We start from the raw sequence: 24187 nt of genomic DNA on the forward strand, positions 1-24187 counted from the left end.
AGCATCTTTTTCCGTAGGAGTGTTCCTTGTTTATGAAAATGGCTGGGTTTGGGTTAATGTAATAACAGCAGTGATTGCTGGTATCTTTATATGCTATGTATTGAGGAAAGGAGGGCAACAAGCGGTCTAGTATTGCAAAATAATTGCAAAATCTGACCGCTTGTTAAGGAGATTAAATTTTCGTTTTATCTCTCACTGCCCCTTTATCCGCAGAAGTCGCAAAATGTCCATACACTTTTAATGCAAAGGAGACTTCACGTTGGCGGTTGGCAGGCTGCCAGCCTTTGGCATCTTGTTCTGCTCGGCGTGCATCAAGCTCGGTTTGTGGCACAATCAGTTCAATGCTGCGATTTGGAATATCAATTTCAATCTTATCGCCATCTTTCACTAAGCCAATCACACCGCCAGCAGCAGCTTCTGGGGAACAGTGTCCGATAGAAAGCCCTGATGTCCCACCAGAGAAACGTCCATCGGTTAATAACGCGCAGGCTTTGCCTAAGCCCATTGATTTGAGATAGCTGGTTGGGTAAAGCATTTCTTGCATACCCGGCCCCCCTTTCGGGCCTTCATAGCGAATAACAACAACATGACCTGCACGCACTTTACCACCTAAAATACCCGCAACGGCATCTTCTTGGCTTTCAAATACAATGGCTTCACCGCTGAATTTGAGAATGCTTTCATCTACCCCTGCGGTTTTTACAATACAGCCGTCCATTGCGATGTTGCCTTTAAGCATGGCTAAACCACCGTCTTGGCTATATGCAAATTCTTTTGAGCGAATACAGCCGTTTTGGCGGTCATCGTCCACGCTATCCCAACGGCAATCTTGTGAGAAAGCTTTGGTTGTGCGAATGCCAGCTGGCCCTGCTCGGAAGAATTTATGCACGGCTTCATCTTGGGTGAGTTTAATATCATATTTAGCAATCTGGTCGCCAATAGTCATACCTAATACAGTGCGAGTTTGGTTATTGAGCAAACCTGCACGGTCTAATTCGCCTAAAATTGCCATAATCCCACCTGCACGGTGTACATCTTCCATATGGTATTTATTGGTATTTGGTGCCACTTTGCTTAAACACGGCACTTGGCGAGATAAGCGGTCAATGTCTGCCATGGTGAAATCCACTTCCGCTTCTTGTGCAGCCGCCAATAAGTGTAAAACGGTATTGGTTGAACCACCCATCGCAATATCTAAGCTCATTGCATTATCAAATGCCGATTTGCTCGCAATGGAACGAGGCAGAACCGATTCATCATCTTGTTCATAGTATTTTTTGCAAAGCTCAACGATTTGCGAACCTGCATCTAAGAAAAGCTGTTTGCGGTCAGCGTGGGTTGCCAACATTGAGCCGTTACCCGGTAAACTTAACCCTAATGCTTCGGTTAAGCAGTTCATTGAGTTAGCGGTAAACATACCCGAGCAAGATCCGCAAGTAGGACAAGCGGAGCGTTCAATAATCGCCACATCTTCATCAGAGGTTTCAGGGTTTGCGCCATGAATCATCGCATCAACTAAATCTAAACGAATAAGCTGATCAGAAAGTTTCGTTTTGCCCGCTTCCATTGGGCCGCCTGAAACGAAAATAGTCGGAATGTTTAAACGCAATGCTGCCATTAACATTCCCGGAGTGATCTTATCGCAGTTAGAAATACAAACCATCGCATCAGCGCAATGGGCGTTTACCATATATTCTACGCTATCAGCAATTAAATCACGGCTTGGGAGCGAATAGAGCATACCGCCGTGTCCCATTGCAATCCCATCGTCCACTGCAATGGTATTAAACTCTTTTGCCACTCCGCCTGCTTTTTCAATTTGTTCAGCAACCAATTGCCCCATATCTTTTAAATGAACGTGTCCCGGTACAAATTGGGTAAATGAGTTTACCACCGCAATAATCGGCTTGCCAAAGTCGTTTTCTTTCATTCCTGTCGCACGCCACAATGCACGTGCACCTGCCATATTACGACCTTGTGTACTGGTCGCTGATCTTAATTTAGGCATAATCTACTCCAAGTTTTAAATGTTGTGTTTGTGTAAAGAGTCGGATTGTAGCGGTTTTTTGTAAAAGATAAAGGAAATTTGAGCGCTTGTTAGGGTAAGTAAAATATACCGTTAGCACTACAATTACTTTTCTTCCAAATACTTGAGTAACTCCAACTAGCTGAAAGAGTAAGATGGAATTATTTGTTTTCTAAAATAAATTCAACAGCCATTTGTGAATGGAGCTGTGCCGTATCAAAAAACGGGAGTGAGTGATCGTGTTGTTGCACCAGTAAACCAATTTCAGTACAACCTAAAATCACGCCTTCTGCGCCTTGAGTGGCTAGCTTATCAATGACGCTAAGGTAAAAAGCTTTGCTTTCAGGCAGAAATTTTCCTAAACACAGTTCTTCAAAAATAATACGATGAATTTCTGCTTGTTCGACAAGCGTTGGCATGATGGCTGTAATACCACGTTCAAGTAGCCCATCTTGGTAAAAAGGATCTTGCATAGTAAATGCGGTGCCGAGTACACCAATTTTATGTAAGCCCTGTGCTTTAATTGCGTTAGCTGTAGCATCTAGAATATGCAGAAAAGGGATATTAATCGCAGCTTGAATCTCAGGGGCATTTTTATGCATAGTGTTGGTGGCAAGCAAAATAGCCTCTGCCCCCATCTGCTCTAAGCGTTTTGCAGATTTTGCTAGAATTTTGCCCGCTTGTTGCCAGTTTCCACTTTTTTGGCATTGCACAATATCTTCAAAATTTACACTATCAAGCAAAATGGGCGCAGAATAATTTCCTCCTCTTACTTGATTAACTAATCGATTAATTTCTATATAGTAGGTTGCTGTACTTTCTGGCGACATTCCACCAATTATGCCAAGAGTCTTCATTTTACTTCCTCTAGGTTAAACATAAGGCAGACTTATGTCTGCCTTAAGATTGCTTCAGTCAAGCTTATTCTGCTTTAGGTTTGATTAGTGCATAAGTGACACCAGTGATAACTGAGCCAATTGCAATGGCTGCAATATACATCACAGGAGCAGAAACAAATGGAATCACGAATAAACCACCGTGTGGGGCTTGAAGCGTAATACCTAAGCTCATAGAAATTGCACCTGCGACAGCACCGCCTAAGATAGAGGTACCAATTACACGCACAGGATCAGCTGCAACGAATGGTAATGCACCTTCTGAGATGAAGCATAAACCTAATACAAACGATGGTTTACCTGCATCACGTTGGTTTACAGTGAATTTATTGCGAGCAATCATTGTTGCAATTGCCATACCGATAGGCGGAACCATACCTGCCGCCATTACTGCAGCCATTGGTGCATATTGTTGTGAAGCAATTAAGCCCACGCCAAAGGTATAAGCCGCTTTATTCACTGGGCCGCCCATATCCACACACATCATCGCGCCTAAAATCGCCCCTAAGATAAGAGCGTTGGTTTGTCCCATATTGTTCAACCAAGCGACAAGGCTATCCATTAACGCTTTCACTGGTGGGTTGATGAGATAGATCATCGCAAGACCCACAATCGCCGTGCCAAGTAAAGGCAAAATTAAAATCGGTTTAAGTGAGGCAAAACTTGGAGCAAGTTGGATCTTGTCATTTAAGAATTTCACCACATAACCTGCTAGGAAACCGGCAAAGATACCACCTAAAATTCCAGCCCCTGCGGTTGTTGCTAACATACCGCCAGTTAAACCGACAGCTAAACCTGGACGGTCTGCAATAGAGTAGGCGACATAACCTGCGAATACTGCAATCATTAAGTGGAATGCCGCACCGCCACCGATATCCATCAACGCTTTTGGTAAGCCGAATGCAATTGATTCATCTTGGAATGCGGTATGACCAAACATAAAGGAGATGGCAATTAACAAACCGCCTGCGACTACGATAGGCAACATATGCGAAACACCGGTCATTAAGTGTTTGTACACGCCTTTTTTCTCTTGGCTTGCAGATTCATCATTAGCTTTTGCTGCTACTGCACCGCCTGTGTAAACTTTAGCCTCTTTAAATGCTTTATCAAACTCTTGCGCCGTTTTCTTCAAGGCTAAACCCGTAGAAGTACGATACATCGGTTTGCCTTCAAATTTGCTTAAATCCACATCAATATCGGCAGCAACAAACACTAAATCCGCTGCGGCGACTTCTTCTGGGCTGATTGGATTACCTGCGCCCACTTGACCACGAGTTTCTACTTTCACATTCCAGCCCTGTGCTTTGGCATAGTTTTCAATTGCCTCAGCAGACATAAAGGTGTGTGCTACACCAGTTGGGCAAGCGGTAACGGCTACGATATTTTTTACACCGCTAGTTGAAACGGCTGTTGTTGTCGCATTTGCAAAAATTTGAGCAGAATAAACCGCTTGTTGTAATGCTGATTCAGGCTGAGCAAAAGCCTGATCTAAATTGAGCACCGCCCCTTTTTTACCTGCGGCTTGGGCTGGCACTTCGTTATCAAATAAAACGACAAAGTCAGCTTGTTCTGCTGAGACCACATTATATCCCTGCTGTTTTGCTGCTGCCGAAAGCACTTCACTTACTAAGAATTGACGAGCTTTGCCGACATTGGCAGGAAAAAGAAATGAAATGTTCATTTTGAGTTCCTTTTGTTAATGTTGAAAATAACTTTAAATCTCCCCTCTTATCCCCTCTTTTTCAAAGAGGGGACGATCATTCGTGTGTAGAATAATGCACTGAGCAACGATTAATTACTGAACGATCACCCCCTCTTTGAAAAAGAGGGGGAGGGGGGAGATTTTAAATCTCGGTGATCTCCACTTGCTGAGCAAGACTATCAATCACACTGCGATCTGCCACGCCCACATTGCTTTGTGCAACTGCATTGGCAGAGGTTGCAGAAGCAAATTTCAAGGTTTGCGCTTTATCCCAGCCTTGTGCAAAGCCGTAGATTAAACCGGCGACCATTGAATCACCCGCACCCACAGTACTGACCACATTTTCACAGCGTGGTGGACGAGCAATAAGCACACCTTCGTTATTGACCCAAATTGAGCCTTGTTCACCCATTGAAACGATCACGTTTTCAATACCTTTATTGCGAAGTTCTTGGGCGGCGGCGATGACTTCATTAAGATTATCCAATTTACGACCGACTAACACTTCCAATTCACGGCGGTTTGGTTTCACTAACCAAGGGTGTGCTTTTAAACCTTCGGTGAGTGCTTGATTGCTGGTATCTAATACAATTTTGATACCTTGATTATGCAGCTCTATCAACCACTCTTTGAATTGTTCGGCAGAGACACCTCGAGGCAATGAACCACAGACGGCGACTAAATCAAATTGACTTTCCCAGCTTTGTGAAAGGGCAGAGAACTTACGCCAATCATTGGTACAAACTTCAAAACCTAAGAAGTTTAAGTCGGTTACATCGGCTTCGGTTTCCGTGATTTTCACGTTAATACGCGTTTTGCCATTGATACGATAAAAATCATCAACCAGCCCATTCTTGGCAAAAAATTGCACAAAATCACCTTGATTTTCTTCGCCTAAAAAGCCCGTGACGGTTAAATTTGTACCAAGATCGGCAAGCACTTTGGCAACATTGATGCCTTTACCCGCAGGGTAGATACCAAGCGTTTCAACGGTATTGACTTCACCAATCTCAATTTTTGCTAAACGCCCGACTAAATCAAAGGCAGGGTTGAGCGTAACGGTTGCAATGCGTTGTGTCATATTATTCTCCTAATCCTGCTTCAATCGCTTTGCCAATGCCTTCCAACGCTTCTTTGGCTTGCTCACCACTTGCCACAAAGCGTAAGTGATGCCCTTTGGTTACGCCTAATGCCACGATTTTCATCATACTTTTCGCACTGACTAAATCGCTATTGCGATCAACGTTTTGCACTTTGATATCGGCATTATATTTTTTCGCTTCTGCCACAAGCATTGCCGATGGACGAGCGTGTAAACCGTGTTCGTTACGAATCACAAAAGTGGCTTCTAGTTCGTCATTGTTTGCCACAATTTCGCTGGTATTTGCAGGATTTTGCGGATTTTCAACCGCTTGTTGTGCAGCAGATTGCTCAATAATGTCGGCTTCACTTGGTACAAAGCTTACTGCTTCACCTAAACCATTTTCAAAGCCTGCTTTAATTGCTTCAATTGCGGCTAATGCTTGTGCACCTTCGGCGGTAAAGCGTAATTTACTACCTTTCACTGCACCCAACGTTAAAATTTTCATCGTAGATTTGGCACTTACTGGGGCTGTACCACGATCTAAATTTTCAACGGTAACATTTGCATCAAAGGCTTTCACAATTTTGACTAATTCTGCTACTGGTCGAGCGTGTAAACCGTTGTCGTTACGCAATGTAAATGTACCAATCACTTTTTCCGCATTATTGCTTGCAACTTCTGCTACCACATTTGAGGCAACACCAAATAATGCCAGAATTTGCTCAGCCGTACCCGACGTTAAAATTTGCTGATTATCTTGATTGAATAATTTTGCTAATTCACTTTCCAATGCATTATCCACTGCGCTAACAGACACAACTGTTTTGCCTGATTGACTACGAGCCACTGCAATACCATTTTGCACATTGCCTGTTTGTGCATCACTGACGAAAAGATTCGCATTTAATGCCAATGGCTGACTTGCCACTGCTTGGCTAATAAATTGCGGATTAGCGTAACCAAGTTCTGTTAATTTACCTGCATTGATGGCTGAAAGGGTAATTAAACTTTCGCTATTTTCATTTAAAGAAATGAGTTCAGCAGAGATGATAGGAAGGGCTTTTTTACCTGAAAGCGTTGCAATAAATTCATCTAAATTTGCCGTTTTTGCGAGTGTTTCTGCCGCTTGTTCATCGCTTAATACGGAAGTTAATTGACGAAGTAGAGCAAGGTGTTCATCAGATTTAGCGGCAATCCCAATGACCACATAAGCGATATTGCCTTCACCCCATTCCACACCTTGTGGGAATTGATAAACTTGTACGCCTGTATTTTTTACAAGATCACGAGTCTCTAATGTCCCATGTGGAATCGCAATACCGTTGCCTAAGAAAGTGGACGTTTGGTTCTCACGAGCAAGCATTCCATTTTCATAACCCTCAGCAACATTGCCGTTTTTCACTAAGCCTGCCGCCACTAAGCGGATAGCTGTTTCTTTATCAGTAGCAGAGCCATTTAGGCTGATGTTGGATATTGAAAGATTAAGCATTTGGGCTCCTTCATAAATTTTGTTTTTGAAAAAATTTGCAAGATTTTACTTTATTTTTTGCTAAACCGATCTAGCAATGAATAACAAAAAAATCCCTTTTTGTGATCTGACTCACAAAAAAGGGATTTTTTTAAGATACGATTTCGTTTGGCATAAAGAAATAGGCAATTTCGCGTTTTGCTGAAAGTTCAGAATCTGAGCCATGTACAGAATTCTCGCGCATACTTAAAGCAAAGCGATCACGGATTGTGCCTTTTTCGCGTTTTGCTGGATCAGTTGCACCCATTAAATCGCGATAGTGTTGCACGGCATTTTCGCCCTCTAGCACAGCCACAACAATCGGTGCAGAGGTCATAAACTGAACCAATGGTTCAAAAAAATCTTTGCCTTGGTGTTCAGCATAAAAGCCACCAGCCTGCTCTGCATTTAAATGTAACATTTTCAGAGCCTTAATCTTTAATCCACCTTTCTCAATTTCAGCCAGAATTTGTCCAACTAAATTACGACGAGTGGCATCGGGTTTGATGATAGAAAGAGTCTGTTGGATCATACTTTTCATCTCCTCTATAAGGGGAATTATTACCCATGATAGTGATATATCCTGCGGTAGGTAAAAGTTCCTACCGCTTATAAATGTTTGGATAAATTATTTGACCTGCATACCTGCTGTCACACCACTGTCAGCATCAAGCAAGAAGAGATCTGAACCACCTGTGCCAGCAGATAAGATCATTCCCTCTGATACGCCAAACGACATTTTGCGTGGGGCAAGGTTAGCAATCACGACAACAAAACGTCCAATCAACGCTTCTGGATTTGGATAAGCGGCTTTGATGCCTGAGAAAACTTGGCGTTTGTGATCGCCTAAATCTAATTCAAAACGCAACATTTTGTCCGATTTTGGTACAGCTTCGCAGTGAATCACTTTTGCCGCTCGCAGATCTAATTTAATGAAATCATCAATGGTGATTTCAGGGGCAATAGGCTCAATTTTGCGTTCAGTTTGGTTTTCACTTGCGGTCATTTTTTCCTCTTTTTTTGCAGATTTTTGTTTATTTTGCTCCGCTTGCACACTTTCAGCAAAGAGTGCTTTGGTTTCGTCAATCACTGCGTCAATCTGTTTTTTGTCTAAACGAGTAAAGAGTGATTTAAACGGTGCAATGCTGTGGTTAAACAGTGGGGTATCAATGTTATTCCAACGCAATTCGGTTTGTAAAAATGCTTCAGCACGCTCAGCCAATTTTGGTAACACTGGTTTGAGATAGCTCATTAACACACGGAATAATTCCAAGCCCATTGAACAAACCGCTTGTAATTCCGCTTCTTTGCCTTCTTCTTTGGCAATTACCCAAGGGGCTTTGTCGTCAATATATTTATTCGCTTTATCGCATAAAGCCATAATTTCACGGATCGCTTTATTAAACTCGCGTTTTTCAAAACTCGTTGCGATCTGCTCTGATTGTGCAACAAATTCAGCGAATAATGCTGGATCTTCAAGTTCTGCGGCAAGCTTGCCTTCAAAACGTTTATTGATAAAACCTGCGGTGCGAGAAGCGAGATTAACCAATTTATTCACGATGTCGCTGTTTACACGTTGTACGAAATCATCAAGGCTGAAATCCAAATCTTCAATGCGGTCATTGAGTTTTGCCGCATAGTAGTAGCGTAAACATTCAGGATCAAGGTGTTTAAGGTAGGTGCTTGCTTGAATGAATGTGCCACGAGATTTAGACATTTTTTGCCCATCAACAGTAACATAGCCGTGAGCAAAAACATTTGTCGGCTTACGGTAGCCTGCACCTTCTAGCATTGCAGGCCAGAAAAGGCTGTGGAAATAGACGATGTCTTTACCGATAAAGTGGTAAAGCTCAGTGTCTGAATCTTTTTGCCAAAACTCGTCAAAATTCAACCCCGTACGGTCGCATAAGTTTTTAAACGATGCCATATAGCCAATTGGTGCATCTAGCCATACATAGAAGAATTTATTTGGTGCATCTGGAATTTCAAAGCCGAAATAAGGGGCATCACGGCTGATATCCCACTGCTGTAAGCCACCTTCAAACCACTCTTGCATTTTGTTGGCAATTTCTGGTTGTAATGAGCCTGATTTTGTCCACGCTTTCAGCATAGCTTCAAAGGCTGGCAGATCAAAGAAAAAATGCTCCGAATCTTTCATTTCAGGGGTTGCACCTGAAATCGCAGATTTTGGATTGATTAACTCCGTTGGGCTATACGTTGCTGCACACACTTCGCAGTTATCACCATATTGATCTTCTGCTTTACATTTTGGGCAAGTGCCTTTCACAAAACGATCGGGTAAAAACATCTGTTTTTCAGGGTCAAACAGCTGAGAAATGACTTTGCTCTTAATAAAACCATTTGCTTTTAAGGTGTTGTAGATATGGCGAGTAATCGCTTTATTTTCTTCACTGTGGGTAGAATGATAGTTATCAAAGCTGATATTAAAGCCAGCAAAATCGGCAACGTGATCGGCTTTTGCCTTTTCAATCAGTTGTTCAGGGGTAATGCCTTGTTTATCGGCATTGAGCATAATTGGCGTGCCATGTGCATCATCTGCACAAACGAAATGCACTTGGTTGCCTCGCATACGTTGAAAACGCACCCAAATATCCGCTTGGATATGTTCAAGCATATGCCCTAAGTGAATTGCGCCATTCGCATAAGGCAAGGCACAAGTAACAAGAATTTTACGGTTTGACATTCTTCTTTCTCTTCTACATTCAAAATAGACAGATTGTAGCGGAAAAGGGCATTGTTGGGTAGGGCAAGCGAAAACAAGCGGCAGGTTTTTGCAGAAAATTTGCAAAAAACTACCGCTTGTATAAAACCATCAGTAGAGCATTAAACTAATGAAAGAGATCTCTTTGTACTTTTACTCCACGTTTAAACTGAGCAAGCGTGAGTAGCACTAAAATTGTACAGTAGATACCAAAGACAACAATGAGCCACTGCGGCATAATCAATCCTAAAAATTCCCAAGAGATTTTGCTACAGTCGCCGCTGGCAGCAAATAAACTTGGGAGCCATTTATCAAGAGGCAGGGTTGGCGGGAAATCTAAAAAAGGGGAACAAGTATTCCAAGGTGCGGGGTGGAGTTGATAATCTGTGTGTTTGATGGCAAGCATTAAACCTTTAATCGCACCAAACAAGCCAAGTAGTAAAGCTCCCCAACGGATAAGGAAAAAACGTGGCGCAATAATGCCGATTGCTCCTGCAGCTAAGATGGCAAGTAGCGCTAAACGTTCATAAATGCACATCACACAAGGCTGCAAGCCCATACCATATTGAAAATAGAGTGCAGCGGTTTCTAAGGCTAATGCGCTTAGAATGCAAAGTAACCAAGTACTGCGACTAAGAGAGAGTTTTTTTAACCATGCAAACATAATATCCCCTTGTTAGCGGGTAACTATCCATCCAAAATCAAGCATAAGCTGGGTAAGAGGTTGGAGTAAAAATTCAAGAGCTAAGAAGCCCACTATAGATAAAACGGCAGTATAAGGCAATGCCATATATACCATTCTGCCATAAGATAAGCGAATGAGTGGCGCAAAGGATGATGTTAGCAGGAATAAGAAAGCTGCTTGACCATTTGGGGTTGCTACGGAAGGTAAATTCGTCCCCGTATTAATTGCGACAGCAATAAGATCAAACATTTCTCGGCTAATAGTGCCGTTTTCAAGCGCGGTTTTTGCTTCATTGATATAAACCGTGCCGACAAAGACATTATCCGAAATGCTGGATAAAACGCCATTGAATATATAAAACCAAGCAAGCTGTGAATTGGGCTCACTGGTTAGCACAAAATGGATAATTGGTTCAAATAGGTTGAGATCAACAATTACTGAAACAACAGAAAAAAAGACGACTAATAGGGCTGTAAATGGCATAGATTCTTGGAAAGCTTTGCCTAAAGAGTGCTCATCAGTTACCCCATTAAAGGTGCTACAGAAAATGATCACACTTAAGCCGATTAAGCCCACTTCAGCGAGATGGAAAGCCAGTGCAATCACAAGCCAAATACCTGCAATTGCTTGGAAAACCAATTGCATACGGATTTGGGGACTCATTTCTTTTTCTTTACGTAGATTATATTGAGCTAGGATGATCCAAACTTTGCGAGGCAGGCGGTCGCCATAACCGAATAGTCGATATTTTTCTAGGAGATAACATGTTAGAGCGCCGCAAATGAGCACCAAAAGACCGATAGGCGATACGCGTAGGAAAAATTCGCCAAATCCCCAATTAGCTTGGGCGGCAATAATTAAATTTTGAGGTTCTCCAACCATTGTCATTACGCCACCTAGTGCGCTACCTACAGCGGCATGCATTAATAGGCTACGTAAGAAGCCCCGGAACTGTTCTAGAATTTCTCGATGCGATTTAATATTGTCGTCATTGCTGATATTTTCATCATCGTTATCAACATCTTCTAAACCGCCACCGGAGGCAACTTTATGGTAAACCTTATAGAAGCCCATACCTACACTGAGGATCACTGCGATCACGGTTAGAGCATCTAAAAATGCAGATAAAAAAGCCGCGCTTAAGCAAAAGGCAAGAGAGAGCGTTTTTTTGGAGTGGATAACGAGGAGTAGCTTAGTAAAAACATATAGAAGAAGGCGTTTCATAAAGAAAATGCCCGCAACCATGAACATTAACAGCAAGATGACTTCAAAATTCGCCATAATTTCATGCTTAATATGCTCTGGGCTTGTCATTCCGATCGCAACGGCTTCTATTGCTAAAAGCCCGCCAGGTTGTAATGGGTAACATTTAAGTGCCATTGCTAAAGTAAAAATAAATTCAGCAACCAGTAACCAACCTGCGATAAAGGGGCTAATGAAAAAGTAAATGATAGGGTTAAGGATAAGGAAAATAAGAATCGCGGATTTGTACCAGCTAGGGGTTGAACCCAGAAAATTCTTGTGAATAGTTTGGAACGAGTTCATAGGATTATGCCACAATTATAAAACTGTGTGGATTGTAATATAGTTTCGATTAAACGATAATAGTTAGGTTCTAAATTTTTATTATAAAGTCCTAGGATCGTAATGGATAAATCGGAAATCTTAAAAGCACAAAGCCCCGCGGCTCTCGCGGAAGAATTTATTGTTAAAAGCATTTGGAATAATCGGTTTCCGGTTGGTTCTGATTTGCCTGCTGAGAGAGAACTAGCTGACATGATAGGGATTACTCGCACGACATTACGAGAAGTTCTGCAACGTTTGGCGCGCGATGGCTGGTTGAATATTCAACATGGTAAAGCTACTAAAGTGAATAATATTTGGGAAACGGCAGGGCCGAATATTATTGAAACCTTGATTCAATTAGATCATTCAATTATGCCGATGATCATTACCAATGTGGTTTCATTGCGTACTAAAATGGGCGAAATTTATATTCCCGATGCGGTAAAACGCCGTGCAGCAGAGTGTGTTACATTGTTTGACGGGCTTGAGCAGCTGCAGGATACCGCACTTGCTTATGCCGCATTTGATTATGCCTTGTATCGTGGATTTACTTTTATGGCAGATAAGCCAGTTTATGGGCTGATTTTAAATTCCTTTAAAGAGTTGTATCAGAAAGTTGCTACACTTGTTTTTAATAGCGCTGATTTTAGGCAGGAAACCTTTGCATTTTATTGTCAATTACGCACCGCTTGTCAGCAGGCTGATGAGGAGAAAGTCTCAGAATATCTACACGCACACCGCCTACGTAGTAGTGAAATTTGGACAGAAGTCCTTCGCAATTTACCCGCTAGCTTAGGTGAATAGTTAAAAAGTATTGATAAAAGAGGGGAGCAGAACATATTTGCTCCCCTTCTGTTTTTCAATAAACAGCTTGCCCCGCTTGGCTTAAATCTATAAAATCCCGCTGCTTTTGTGGTAAAAAGTGGGATTTTGTGGAAAGGTGCTTTCCAATAGCAATGGTATAAGTTTATGTTCCGTGGTGCAACGTTAATAAATCTTGATAGCAAAGGGCGGTTTTCCATTCCGACCCGCTATCGTACTGAGCTTATAGAACAACATGGCGGTACATTAATTTGCACTGTCGATATACGTCAGCCATGCTTGCTATTGTATCCATTACATGAGTGGGAAATTATCGAACAGAAATTGCTGCAATTATCCAACTTTGATCCGGCTCAACGCCGTGTTCAGCGTGTTATGCAAGGCTTTGCCTGTGAATGTGAGATGGATAGTAACGGTCGGATTTTATTAAGCCCTGTGCTACGCAAACACGGAGCCCTAGAGCGTGAAATTATGCTGGTTGGGCAATTAAATAAATTTGAAATTTGGCAAGAAGCGCAATGGCAAGCCCAAATTGCGGAAGATTTGGCATTTGGCTGTTCTAACGAAATGTCGGACAACGATGTATTAAAACAACTTTCTTTATAACGGATTCATTATGAGCGAGACTCCAAAACACATTACCGTGTTATTGCATGAAGCGGTAGATGGCTTAGCATTAAAAGCCGAGGGCATCTATATTGATGGTACTTTTGGCCGAGGAGGTCATTCGCGTTTAATTCTTTCTCAGTTGGGTGAAAAAGGTCGTTTAATTGCGATTGACAGAGATCCTCGGGCAATTGCAGAGGCAAAAACCATTTCAGATCCTCGTTTCCAAATTGTACATAGTGCATTTTCTGCGATTCCAGATATCTGTGAAGAGCTTGGCTTAACAGGCAAAATTGATGGTATTTTACTTGATCTTGGTGTTTCATCACCTCAGCTAGATGAAGCTGAACGTGGCTTTAGTTTTATGCGAGATGGGCCTTTGGATATGCGTATGGATACCACCAAAGGTTTATCTGCTGCGGAGTGGTTGGCACAGGTTTCAGTAGATGATCTTACTTGGGTGTTAAAGGAATTTGGCGAAGAGCGTTTTGCTAAACGGATTGCGCAAGTGGTCGTTTCTTACAATAAATCTGCAAAAGAAAAAATTTCGCGAACTCTTCAATTAGCTGAGATTATCGCTAGCGCTGTGCCGTTCAAAGACAAACATAAACATCCCGCCACCCGCTCGTTTCAGGCGATTCGAATTTTTATCAATAGTGAGCTTGATGAGTTAGAAAAAGCATTGAATTCTGCATTAAGTGTACTTGCAGCAGAAGGTCGGCTATCTATTATCAGTTTCCATTCTCTTGAAGACCGAATGGTTAAACAGTTTATGCGTAAACATAGTAAGGGAGAACCTGTACCAAAAGGCTTGCCTATTTTGGAAAGTGAGTTAAATAAGAATATTCCATTGCAAACAGTAGGTAAGGCGATTATGCCAAGTGAGGTGGAAATTAGTGCTAATCCGAGATCACGTAGTGCTGTACTCAGGGTTGCTCAGCGGAGAAGTAATTGATGTCAAACGAACGTTATCCACTTAATCAAATTATTTTAGATGACTTTTTTAGCCATAATAAAGTAGCGGTATTGTTATTAATCGCTACTATAATCAGTGCGTTACTCACAATTTGGATTACACACCAAACTCGTTTGCAAACAAGTCAGCAAGGTGTGTTGTTACAGCAAATTCAAGAGCTGGATAATGCTTTTTTGCATTTGCAAGTCACAGAGAATACCCTAGGCTATAAAAAGAATATTGAAGATTTGTCTAAACAATTAGGCTTACAGCCATTAAAAAAAGAACAAGAAGTGATTTTAGTTGAAGAATAATGAAGAAAAGCATCAAACCTAAAAAAGCAGCCCTAGCTGAAAATAGTGCAGAGCATCAGGCAAATGGAAAAGCCAAAGCGAGTTTTTTACCGATTCGCTTTGGCATTATCTATTTATTATTAGGCTTGATGGCAGTTGGTTTACTAGCACAGAGTTTCTATTTGCAGGTAGTTGATTCAGAACGTTTAATTGAGGAGGCGAATAAACGTTCTATTCGTACAGAGCAATTGCCGTTTACTCGTGGCAAAATTTTGGATCGTAATGGGCAAATTTTGTCTGTAAGTGTGCCTATGCACTCAATTACAATGGATCCAAAAGAATATTTTGATGACAAATTACGGAAAGATCGTGTGAGATGGAGACAACTTTCACGTGAAATCGGGATTTCGGCAAGCAAAATGGAAGCTGCGGTCAATAATTTCATTAAGCAACGTACAGCGAAAGATGCACCTAAAAAATATGATCCCCGTGCTCTGTTTAATATCAAAGGTGAAGATTATTGGACGCTGCTTGCACGTTCTAGTGGAGCGGATTATAACTTGCTCATTGAAAAGGTGCGCAACAATCCACAATCAGCATTTCTGCGTTTGGAATACGATGTGATTCGAAGAGAAACAGAAAAATTACAAGCGCTTGCTAAGCAAAGTGGTAAAAAATATAACGAATTACTTGAGTTGCTGTACAAGCGCTCTAATGATCGTTTTACTTATATTGCACGCCATCTAGAAGAAGAAATTGCTGATTATGTGCGTAAGTTACGCATTGTCGGTATTGTGATTAAAGTTGAGCCACGTAGTGTTTATCCACTTGGTGAAATTACGGCACAATTGGTGGGTTATACTAATAAAGAAGGGATTGGGCGAGATTCTCGGGTTGGGATTCCTTTGCAAGATCAAGATAATGGTGCAGGGATTGAATATAGCTTTAACGACATGCTGATGGGGAAAGACGGTAAGAAAGTTGTGCGTCGAGACCGTAATCGTAATATGGTTGGCTTGTTACAGGAGCAAAAAGCGTTTGACCCGAATGATTTGGAGTTAAGTATTGATGCTGAATTACAGTCAATGGCATATGAAGAGATCAAACGTGCTGTTGCTGAAAATAAGGCGGAATCTGGCACAGCGGTATTGGTTGATGTGCAAACCGGTGAAATTCTTGCAATGGCAAATGCGCCATCATTTAATCCAAACGATCCTAATCGTAGGGGATTTGCTACAGCAGCGGCTCGAAATCGTGCAATTACGGATACGTTTGAGCCAGGCTCAACGGTTAAACCCTTAGTGGTTTTAACGGCACTACAAAATAAAGTCACCTATATGGATGAAGTGATTGGCACTCGTCCATTTACTGTGAATGGGCATACAATCAAAGATGTTGCCCCGCGTGAAAGTTTAACTCTGACTGGGATTTTACAAAAATCAAGTAATATCGGGGTATCTCGCCTAGCATTACGTTTGCCTTCAATCGCTTTGCTAATTGATACTTATAATCGAGTTGGCTTTGGTAAAAGCACAGGTTTAGGACTTGGGGGAGAAACACAAGGCTCAAATGGTGATCGTAAGCGTTGGTCAGATATTGAACGTGCTACGCTATCCTATGGCTATGGTTTGAATGTTACTCCTGTTCAACTAGCTCGAGCTTATGCGACTTTAGGCAGTTTTGGGATTTATCGTCCATTATCTATAACTAAAGTTGATCCGCCCGTGATTGGTGAACGAGTGTTACCAGAAAAGATTACCCGAGACGTGGTAAAAATGATGGAGAGTGTGGCACAAAAAGGCGAAGGTGGACAGCATGCGGCGGTTAGCGGATATCGTGTTGCAGTCAAAACGGGTACGGCACGTAAGTTGGAAAAAGGGCAGTATGTAGAAAAATATCTTGCTTATACTGCAGGTATTGCTCCAGCAAGTGATCCGCGCTTTGCATTGGTGGTATTAATTAACGAGCCGAAAGCAGGAGCCTACTATGGCGGTGCAATTTCTGCACCATTATTCTCTAAAATTATGGGCTATAGTCTGAAAGCGAGGAATATTAAACCAGATAATTTAAATTAAGGAGAATATTAGTTTATATAACTAATAGTGAAGTAAGGGATGACATTTATTCACCACAAAAATAATGTATTAAGGAATATAAAATGACGATGCATCTCAAAATTAGTCACGCTGAATTCGAAGAAACTATAGCGGTTACTCCCAACAGTAGCCTCAAGCTTAAATTGCAACCAAATACATCTTACCAATTAGTTGATGAAAATAGCAAAGTATTGGAAATTTCTGCTAGCACGACAAATGGTCAAGATATTGTGCTGTTTGAAAAAACACGTAATGTTCCTATCGTTTATCTTGAAAACCCAGAAGGTTTTGCATGGGGAGAAGCAGAAAATAGTCTTACTATCCCAACAGCGGAAATCCTTGTAGAGCAAGGGGAAAATCGTATCAGTACTGGTACTCTTCTTTATACTACAGGGGGACTACTATTGCTGGGGGGGATTGTTGCTGCAGCATCATCTAGCGGTGGTAAAAGTGGTGGCAATAATAATGGTTCTACTCATACAGACAAAACGACAGTAGAACCTGTTAGATTAGAAACTAAAAAAGCAGAACAATCACGCTTAGAAGCAGAAAAGGCAGAGCAAGTGCACTTCGAAGCAGAAAAACGAGAACAAGCACGTTTAGAAGCGGAAAAAGCGGAACAGGTGCGTTTAGAGGCAGAAAAGGCGGAGCAAGTGCGCCTTGAAGCAGAAAAACGAGAACAAGCACGTTTAGAAGCGGAAAAAGCGGAACAGGTGCGTTTAGAGGTAGAAAAGGCGGAGCAAGTGCGCCTTGAAGCAGAAAAACGAGAACAAGCACGTTTAGCAGCGGAAAAAGCGGAACAGGTGCGCTTCGAAGCAGAAAAACGAGAACAAGCACGTTTAGAAGCGGAAAAAGCGGAACAGGTGCGTTTAGAGGCAGAAAAGGCGGAGCAAGTGCGCCTTGAAGCAGAAAAACGAGAACAAGCACGTTTAGCAGCGGAAAAAGCGGAACAGGCGCGTTTAGAGGCAGAAAAGGCGGATCAAGTGCGCCTTGAAGCAGAAAAACGAGAACAAGCGCGTTTAGAAGCGGAAAAAGCGGAACAGGTGCGTTTAGAGGCAGAAAAGGCAGAGCAGGAACGCTTAGATGTAGAAAAAGAAACAATCCGTCTAGAAATTGAGCGAGCGGAGGAAGAAAAACTTACGCCTAAAGAGCAGTTTATTCGTCGAATATTCCAAGCGGCTTTAAAAGGGGAAGAACGCATTGATGTTAGCGATCTCAACATTAGTGAAACTAAGATAGTCGCAGGGCAGGATTATCTCTATGCTACAGATGCTGAATATAAAAATTGGTATGACAGCTTCAAGATAAAATATCCATTTTTGTTTCATTTGAACCATACAGGGGAGTACTCTTGGCAGTATAAAGCAGAGAATCCTAATGAAGTTAAAAGCTATAATATTGGATATAGTATCCCTACTCAAAAGATTGGTGAATACTATAATCTCATGGAGAAAAGCCTAGAGAGTTATTACAACGATTTGCGTGAAGGAATGGGGCAGGCAGATATTGCTTATGCAATGTACAATCGTCTTATAAAAGAGGTTTTCTACAAAGAGGAGGGACACCCATTTCATTCTGTTGGAGCATTAGTACATCAAAAAGCAGTTTGTGAGGGGTATAGTTCTGCCTATCGCCTATTGATGGATTTATTAGGTATTGAAACACAGATGGTTGTGTCAGCAGTATTACCGAATAGCTCAATGGCTCATGTTTGGAATAGAATTAAGATTGATGGGCAATGGTATAACGTTGATGCGACTTGGGATGATAACCCTCGATTACCTTTTGCGTTAGGCGCATACTTTTTAACTTCAGATAATAAATTTTACTTTAATGAGAAACACCCTCAGCCGTTAAGTTTTTATCAAATTCCGCCAGCGGATAGCTCACGTTTTGATTTTAGTGATACGGCATTTTTTAGAAATAATCTTAATCAAACGGATGCTGTTTTTCATAATGGTTACTGGCATTTTATAAATAAAAGCAGCAAGGAAATTATTAGAGCGAAAATCGGTGAAACAGCCGAAACATTGCATACCATTTCAGCTAAACTGCATAAAAGTGAATTACGCTTAGAACTTGGTAAAGATAAAATCTATTTTGTCGATTTTGATCAAGCTGAGGGAAGATATGCGATTTACTCTATTGATTATCAAGGAAAAAACTTACAAAAAGAAAAGAATATCGGGGTCGATGAAGTATCTAGTATTGCGCTAAAATCAGAAAGTGATATTCCAGAAGCTACTTTGGGCGGTGACATTGCTTTACGAAAAGCATTGGCGCTCGCAAAATTTAAAGATGCTTATTATCCCAATGATGATTATTTTAATCCGCAGGATTCACAGCATATCGCCTTAAAACAAGCGATTAACGAAGCCGAAGGTATATTAAATGAGGCTCCTCTTAATGCATCCCAGATAGAAAATCTTACAGGGCGACTCAATACATTACGGATAAGTAAAGCCGTCACTGAGCTGGATACTACCGAGTTGCATGAACCTGACAATGAGCTAGCTGAAATTACGTTAAATAATCTTACAAATGATGATAACTTGATTAACTTTGAAGAATCAAAGCAGATTAAGCCTAATTCATTAAGTAATAGTAAGCATGCAAGCTTTATGAGTACAAATCCAGATGAGCTAGATATAGGGCGTTATGTGATAGATGAAGAGTATGATCTTCGAGGGGCAAATGATGATCTCATGAGTAGTCTAGCTAATAATATGGATGTTGGGAGTAACAGCGCCGATACATTTGTGTTTGATGCACCTCTGAGTCCAGACAATATTGAGCAATTACCAGAGTTTTCTCTAAGTGAAGATAAAATTCAGCTTGTGACAAGTATTTTTAATAGTGTAACAGCGCAAAATGTACATGAGCAAATTCAATATAATGCTGAAAAGGGGACATTAAGCTACAATGGTGAAGTGTTTGCTGTGTTACCCACAGGATTGGATGAAACACAAATTCAGTATATTGTTGCCTAAGTTATTTAATATTTAAGGCTGCCTTGATGGTCAAGGCAGTTTTGTTATTTTTCTATTCTATTCCTGTTTCGGAAATAAAGGATAAGAACAATGAACCGCTTACTTTCATTTTTCCCTAAGCTTGAGGAATACACGCTATTAACCAAGCTTAATCAAATAGTATTAGACAGCCGAGTTGTTGAGCAAGGTGATCTCTTTGTTGCCCTAAAAGGGCATAACGTAGACGGCAGAAAATTTATTGGTAAAGCCGTAGAACAAGGGGCGGCTTTAGTACTGGCGGAAGCCGAAAACGATGTACAAGCGGTGCAAATTGATGCAAATTTTGCAAATTGCGCGGTGCTCAATGTGCCGAATTTACCTCAAATGCTTTCTGCAATTGCAGGGGCATTTTATGGTAATCCATCGGAAAAATTGACGCTTGTCGGTATTACAGGAACAAATGGTAAAACCACTACCGCACAGCTTTTTGCCCAATGGCATAACCTGCTTGGTGGCAAATCAGCGGTGATGGGAACCATTGGTAACGGCTTATACGGACAAGTTTCTGAGGCAGTCAATACCACTGGTTCAGCCATTGAAATTCAGCGTAATCTGGCGAATTTTGTGAAATTAGGGGCAGATTTCTGTGCGATGGAAGTTTCTTCACACGGTCTCGACCAGTATCGTGCCGAAGCCTTGCAATTTGATTTAGCCTTATTCTCTAATTTAAGCCGTGATCATTTGGATTATCACCACACAATGGAAGAGTATGCGGCAGCGAAATTCCGCCTATTTAGCGAGCTGAATACCAAAGCCCAAGTGATCAATGCCGATGATGAAATCGGGCAACAATGGCTTGTGAAACTGCCTCATGCGGTAGCGGTAAGCTGTGATCCAAATTTCCAACCAAGTCAAAAGCGTTGGATTAAAGCGCTGAAAGTGAGCTACACCTTAAAAGGGGCGAGCATTGAATTTGAAAGCTCGTGGGGCAATGGCAAATTAGAAAGCCGCTTAATTGGGGCATTTAATGTTGCGAATTTATTAACTGCTTTTGCAGGCTTACTGGTACTCGGGCACGATTTCAATAAATTGATTGAAACGGTTTCTCAACTACAAGGCGTCAGTGGACGAATGGAGTGCTTAATCAGCCAAAGTAACAGCAAAGAAATGCCAATGGTTATTGTAGATTATGCACATACCCCAGATGCGTTAGAAAAAGCCCTACAAGCGGCACGCCTACATTGTGAAGGCGATTTATGGTGCGTATTTGGTTGCGGTGGTGATCGTGATACAGGCAAACGGCCATTGATGGCAAGCATTGCTGAGCAGTTAGCGGATAAAGTGATCGTCACAGATGACAACCCAAGAACTGAAGATCCTGATGTGATTTTTGCCGATATTCTACAAGGCTTTCATAAACCAAGAGCAGTGCAAACGATGCATATTCGTCAATATGCGATAGAGCAAGCGATTGAACAAGCCAGCCCAAAAGATGTGGTACTGATTGCAGGCAAAGGCCACGAAGATTACCAAATTATTGGCACGAAAAAATATCATTTTTCGGATCAGGAGTGGGTGAAAAAATTCTTAGGATAAAACCGTAGGGGCGGACCGATGTGTCCGCCCGAATATCTAATGAAATTCAATGGGCGGACACATTGGTTTGCCCCTACAAAATTTTTCAAACATAGAAAACAACAATGATAAAACTCACAACAAAAGATCTCGCCGAAATCTTAAACGGAAAACTCATCGGCGATAATCAAATAGCGGTGGAAACCGTTAGTACCGATACCCGTCAAGCGGTAGAAAACGGCTTATTTTTTGCCTTAAAAGGCGAAAAATTTGATGCCCATCATTATCTTAAACAGGCGGTTGAACAAGGCAATGTGGCAGTGGTCGTAGAAAAACAGTGTGATGTCGCTGTACCACAAATTATTGTTGAAGATACTCGTCTTGCGCTGGGTGAATTGGCAAAATGGCTCAAAGCCAAATTAAGCCCGAAAACCGTTGCGATGACAGGCTCTTCGGGCAAAACTAGTGTCAAAGAGATGACCGCAAAAATATTGCAGCATTTTGTGGGTAACCCCGATAAAGTGCTTTATACCTTTGGCAATCTCAATAATGATTTTGGCGTGCCAATGACCCTACTTCGCTTAACCGAGCAACATCAATTTGCGGTGGTGGAATTAGGTGCAAATCACATTGGTGAAATCGCTTATACCACGGCAATTGCACAGCCCGATGCGTGTTTGGTGAATAATGTGGCACACGCTCACATTGAAGGTTTTGGATCACTTTCTGGCGTGGCACAAGCGAAAGGCGAAATTTATCGTGGCTTGCCTGAAAACGGCATTGCGATTGTCAATCTTGTCCACTACTACTCAGAGTGGCAAAAAGAGATTGGTCATCGTGAATTACGTTCATTTAGCTACACCGAATCTGATCAAGATAGTTATGCGGATTATTGGGCGGAAAATGTTGTGCTACATTTAAATGGTGCAAGATTTACGTTACATACTCCACAGGGCGAAATAGCGATCAATTCACCGCATTTAGGGGCGCATAATGTCAGCAATGCGTTGGCAGCAACGGCGTTAGCGATGGCAGTAGGCGCTGATTTAGCCTCAGTGAAAGCGGGCTTAGAGCAAAAATCGAGCGTAAAAGGGAGATTGTATCCCGTATCAATCAGTGATGATCTGTTATTGATTGATGATAGCTACAATGCCAATGTGGATTCAATGAAATCAGCGATTGACGTGCTAAAAAGCTATTCGGCATACCGCATTTTTGCTGTTGGCGATATGGCAGAGCTTGGCGTGGAAAGTGCCGAGCTACATCAAGCGGTCGCCACTGCGGCAAAAAATGCCAATTTAGATTTAGTGGTTTCATTTGGCAAAGAGAGTGCAGTGATTAGCGATAATCCAGCACACCATTTCACCGATAAACAAGCGATGACGGATTTTTTAATTCAAACGATTTTGCAGAAAAAAGCAGAAAATCAACCGCTTGTATTATTAGCGAAAGGCTCTCGTTCACAAAAAATGGAAGAGATCATCAAAGGAATTTGTGATTATTTTGGCAAAGAATTTTAATTTTGCGATGTAGGGGCGAATGTAATTCGCCCCTACAATAGTTATTTTCAGAGGAAAAACAACAATGTTAGTTTGGCTCGCCGAGTATCTCGTGCAATTTAATACGATTTTCAATGTCGTTTCTTACATTACCTTCCGTTCGATTATGGCAATGCTCACCGCAATGATCATTGGACTGTGGATTGGACCAACTGTGATTCGTCGTTTACAACTGTTCAAATTTGGGCAAGAAGTACGTAATGACGGCCCTGAAAGCCACTATAAAAAGCGTGGTACGCCAACAATGGGCGGGATTATGATTCTGTTTGCCATTGGGGTGAGTACTTTACTTTGGGCAGATCTACGCAATCCCTATGTTTGGATCACAATGTTTGTGCTATTTGGTTATGGGGCAATTGGTTTTGTGGACGATTACTGGAAAATTAAACGCAAAAATACCGATGGTTTAGTGGCTCGTTGGAAATACTTCTGGCTTTCAGTGGTCGCTTTGGTTTCCGCTTTTATTATGTATGCACTCGGCAAGGACACTGCCGCTACTCAATTAGTTGTCCCATTCTTTAAAGATGTGATGCCACAACTTGGTTTGTTCTACATTGTTTTAACCTATTTTGTCTTAGTGGGAACAAGCAATGCAGTAAACCTGACGGACGGTTTAGACGGCTTAGTTATCGTGCCAGTGATTATGGTTGCAGGTGCATTTGGTTTGATTGCGTGGGCGACGGGGAATACCGAATTTGCTAACTATCTCCATATTCCTTATATCCGCTACGCAGGGGAATTAGCGATTATCTGTACCGCCATTATTGGTGCAGGACTCGGTTTCCTTTGGTATAACAGCTACCCAGCGCAAGTCTTTATGGGCGATGTTGGCTCACTTTCTTTGGGCGGTGTACTCGGCGTGATTGCGGTACTCGTTCGCCAAGAATTATTGCTTGTGGTTATGGGTGGGGTGTTTGTAGTGGAAGCCCTTTCGGTAATTCTACAAGTCGGCTCTTATAAACTTCGCCAAAAACGTATTTTCCGTATGGCACCAATTCACCACCACTTTGAACTCAAAGGCTGGCCAGAACCTCGTGTTACCGTACGTTTTTGGATCATTACCTTAATGTTGGTATTGGTGGGGTTATTAACCTTGAAACTTCGTTAATCGGTAAGGGCGT

The 24187-nt window shown here is 41.8% G+C and carries 18 protein-coding genes; 9 read left to right on the forward strand and 9 right to left on the reverse strand.

The features are described from left to right. Window positions 1-172: 172 nt before the first annotated feature. The 9 genes from ilvD to nhaB all read right to left on the reverse strand — a co-directional run bounded on the left by ilvD (window position 173) and on the right by nhaB (window position 12170). Window positions 173-2008, reverse strand: coding sequence for a dihydroxy-acid dehydratase (gene ilvD / locus EDC51_RS07800; protein WP_131928606.1), 1836 nt, complete (start codon window positions 2006-2008; stop codon window positions 173-175). 179 nt (window positions 2009-2187) lie between these two features. Beyond that, entirely contained in the window at window positions 2188-2883 is a 696-nt protein-coding gene (locus tag EDC51_RS07805) for an aspartate/glutamate racemase family protein (protein WP_131928607.1), read from the reverse strand. Window positions 2884-2947: 64 nt separating this feature from the next. After that, window positions 2948-4606: a fructose-specific PTS transporter subunit EIIC gene (locus EDC51_RS07810; RefSeq protein WP_131928608.1), complete on the reverse strand. Its 1659-nt coding sequence runs from the start codon at window positions 4604-4606 to the stop codon at window positions 2948-2950. A 163-nt stretch (window positions 4607-4769) separates the two neighbouring features. Then, a complete protein-coding gene (gene fruK / locus EDC51_RS07815) occupies window positions 4770-5708 on the reverse strand; it encodes a 1-phosphofructokinase (protein WP_131928609.1) in 939 nt (312 codons plus the stop codon). Between the two features lies 1 nt (window position 5709). After that, window positions 5710-7200: a fused PTS fructose transporter subunit IIA/HPr protein gene (gene fruB, locus EDC51_RS07820; RefSeq protein ID WP_131928610.1), complete on the reverse strand. Its 1491-nt coding sequence runs from the start codon at window positions 7198-7200 to the stop codon at window positions 5710-5712. Between the two features lie 130 nt (window positions 7201-7330). Then, complete coding sequence (gene ndk, locus EDC51_RS07825) at window positions 7331-7750, reverse strand: nucleoside-diphosphate kinase (protein ID WP_025267285.1); 420 nt, start codon at window positions 7748-7750, stop codon at window positions 7331-7333. A 96-nt stretch (window positions 7751-7846) separates the two neighbouring features. After that, on the reverse strand, window positions 7847-9922 hold the full coding sequence (gene metG, locus EDC51_RS07830) for a methionine--tRNA ligase (protein ID WP_131928611.1): 2076 nt from the start codon (window positions 9920-9922) through the stop codon (window positions 7847-7849). Window positions 9923-10067: 145 nt separating this feature from the next. Continuing rightward, window positions 10068-10604 (reverse strand): disulfide bond formation protein DsbB, encoded by a 537-nt coding sequence (gene dsbB / locus EDC51_RS07835; protein WP_015431959.1) that lies wholly within the window; start codon window positions 10602-10604, stop codon window positions 10068-10070. 12 nt (window positions 10605-10616) lie between these two features. Beyond that, on the reverse strand, window positions 10617-12170 hold the full coding sequence (nhaB, locus tag EDC51_RS07840; protein ID WP_015431960.1) for a sodium/proton antiporter NhaB: 1554 nt from the start codon (window positions 12168-12170) through the stop codon (window positions 10617-10619). Window positions 12171-12272: 102 nt separating this feature from the next. On the opposite strand from nhaB, the gene fadR reads away from it, so the two are divergent. From fadR to mraY, 9 genes are all read left to right on the forward strand, one after another. Next, window positions 12273-12995, forward strand: coding sequence for a fatty acid metabolism transcriptional regulator FadR (gene fadR / locus EDC51_RS07845; protein ID WP_025267281.1), 723 nt, complete (start codon window positions 12273-12275; stop codon window positions 12993-12995). A 165-nt stretch (window positions 12996-13160) separates the two neighbouring features. Next, the gene (mraZ, locus tag EDC51_RS07850) at window positions 13161-13619 is read left to right on the forward strand and encodes a division/cell wall cluster transcriptional repressor MraZ (protein WP_015431962.1); all 459 of its coding nucleotides are present in this window, start codon (window positions 13161-13163) and stop codon (window positions 13617-13619) included. A gap of 10 nt (window positions 13620-13629) precedes the next feature. Further along, window positions 13630-14574 carry a 16S rRNA (cytosine(1402)-N(4))-methyltransferase RsmH gene (gene rsmH, locus EDC51_RS07855; protein ID WP_131928612.1) on the forward strand — a complete coding sequence of 315 codons (945 nt, stop codon included), beginning with the start codon at window positions 13630-13632 and terminating at the stop codon, window positions 14572-14574. Continuing rightward, window positions 14574-14888 (forward strand): cell division protein FtsL, encoded by a 315-nt coding sequence (ftsL, locus tag EDC51_RS07860; protein ID WP_197017026.1) that lies wholly within the window; start codon window positions 14574-14576, stop codon window positions 14886-14888. Before rsmH ends, ftsL begins: the two co-directional genes overlap by 1 nt. Next, entirely contained in the window at window positions 14888-16942 is a 2055-nt protein-coding gene (locus tag EDC51_RS07865) for a penicillin-binding transpeptidase domain-containing protein (protein WP_131928613.1), read from the forward strand. The genes ftsL and EDC51_RS07865 overlap by 1 nt, the downstream gene beginning before the upstream one ends. Window positions 16943-17025: 83 nt before the next feature. Continuing rightward, window positions 17026-19953 carry a transglutaminase domain-containing protein gene (locus EDC51_RS07870; RefSeq protein WP_131928614.1) on the forward strand — a complete coding sequence of 976 codons (2928 nt, stop codon included), beginning with the start codon at window positions 17026-17028 and terminating at the stop codon, window positions 19951-19953. Window positions 19954-20043: 90 nt separating this feature from the next. Then, complete coding sequence (murE, locus tag EDC51_RS07875; protein ID WP_131928615.1) at window positions 20044-21528, forward strand: UDP-N-acetylmuramoyl-L-alanyl-D-glutamate--2,6-diaminopimelate ligase; 1485 nt, start codon at window positions 20044-20046, stop codon at window positions 21526-21528. Window positions 21529-21632: 104 nt separating this feature from the next. Continuing rightward, window positions 21633-23027: a UDP-N-acetylmuramoyl-tripeptide--D-alanyl-D-alanine ligase gene (gene murF, locus EDC51_RS07880; protein ID WP_131928616.1), complete on the forward strand. Its 1395-nt coding sequence runs from the start codon at window positions 21633-21635 to the stop codon at window positions 23025-23027. Between the two features lie 64 nt (window positions 23028-23091). Then, window positions 23092-24174 (forward strand): phospho-N-acetylmuramoyl-pentapeptide-transferase, encoded by a 1083-nt coding sequence (gene mraY / locus EDC51_RS07885; RefSeq protein ID WP_025267274.1) that lies wholly within the window; start codon window positions 23092-23094, stop codon window positions 24172-24174. Window positions 24175-24187: the final 13 nt, after the last annotated feature.

Origin of the sequence: Bibersteinia trehalosi, assembly GCF_004346205.1 — a bacterium.
GTDB classification, from domain to species: Bacteria; Pseudomonadota; Gammaproteobacteria; order Enterobacterales; family Pasteurellaceae; genus Bibersteinia; species Bibersteinia trehalosi.

Bases quoted from the DNA above. Each gene is read 5' to 3' on its own strand.
- ilvD (WP_131928606.1), bottom strand. From the start codon at position 2,008: ATGCCTAAATTAAGATCAGCGACCAGTACACAAGGTCGTAATATGGCA.
- EDC51_RS07805 (WP_131928607.1), bottom strand. From the start codon at position 2,883: ATGAAGACTCTTGGCATAATTGGTGGAATGTCGCCAGAAAGTACAGCA.
- EDC51_RS07810 (WP_131928608.1), bottom strand. From the start codon at position 4,606: ATGAACATTTCATTTCTTTTTCCTGCCAATGTCGGCAAAGCTCGTCAA.
- fruK (WP_131928609.1), bottom strand. From the start codon at position 5,708: ATGACACAACGCATTGCAACCGTTACGCTCAACCCTGCCTTTGATTTA.
- fruB (WP_131928610.1), bottom strand. From the start codon at position 7,200: ATGCTTAATCTTTCAATATCCAACATCAGCCTAAATGGCTCTGCTACT.
- ndk (WP_025267285.1), bottom strand. From the start codon at position 7,750: ATGATCCAACAGACTCTTTCTATCATCAAACCCGATGCCACTCGTCGT.
- metG (WP_131928611.1), bottom strand. From the start codon at position 9,922: ATGTCAAACCGTAAAATTCTTGTTACTTGTGCCTTGCCTTATGCGAAT.
- dsbB (WP_015431959.1), bottom strand. From the start codon at position 10,604: ATGTTTGCATGGTTAAAAAAACTCTCTCTTAGTCGCAGTACTTGGTTA.
- nhaB (WP_015431960.1), bottom strand. From the start codon at position 12,170: ATGAACTCGTTCCAAACTATTCACAAGAATTTTCTGGGTTCAACCCCT.
- fadR (WP_025267281.1), top strand. From the start codon at position 12,273: ATGGATAAATCGGAAATCTTAAAAGCACAAAGCCCCGCGGCTCTCGCG.
- mraZ (WP_015431962.1), top strand. From the start codon at position 13,161: ATGTTCCGTGGTGCAACGTTAATAAATCTTGATAGCAAAGGGCGGTTT.
- rsmH (WP_131928612.1), top strand. From the start codon at position 13,630: ATGAGCGAGACTCCAAAACACATTACCGTGTTATTGCATGAAGCGGTA.
- ftsL (WP_197017026.1), top strand. From the start codon at position 14,574: ATGTCAAACGAACGTTATCCACTTAATCAAATTATTTTAGATGACTTT.
- EDC51_RS07865 (WP_131928613.1), top strand. From the start codon at position 14,888: ATGAAGAAAAGCATCAAACCTAAAAAAGCAGCCCTAGCTGAAAATAGT.
- EDC51_RS07870 (WP_131928614.1), top strand. From the start codon at position 17,026: ATGACGATGCATCTCAAAATTAGTCACGCTGAATTCGAAGAAACTATA.
- murE (WP_131928615.1), top strand. From the start codon at position 20,044: ATGAACCGCTTACTTTCATTTTTCCCTAAGCTTGAGGAATACACGCTA.
- murF (WP_131928616.1), top strand. From the start codon at position 21,633: ATGATAAAACTCACAACAAAAGATCTCGCCGAAATCTTAAACGGAAAA.
- mraY (WP_025267274.1), top strand. From the start codon at position 23,092: ATGTTAGTTTGGCTCGCCGAGTATCTCGTGCAATTTAATACGATTTTC.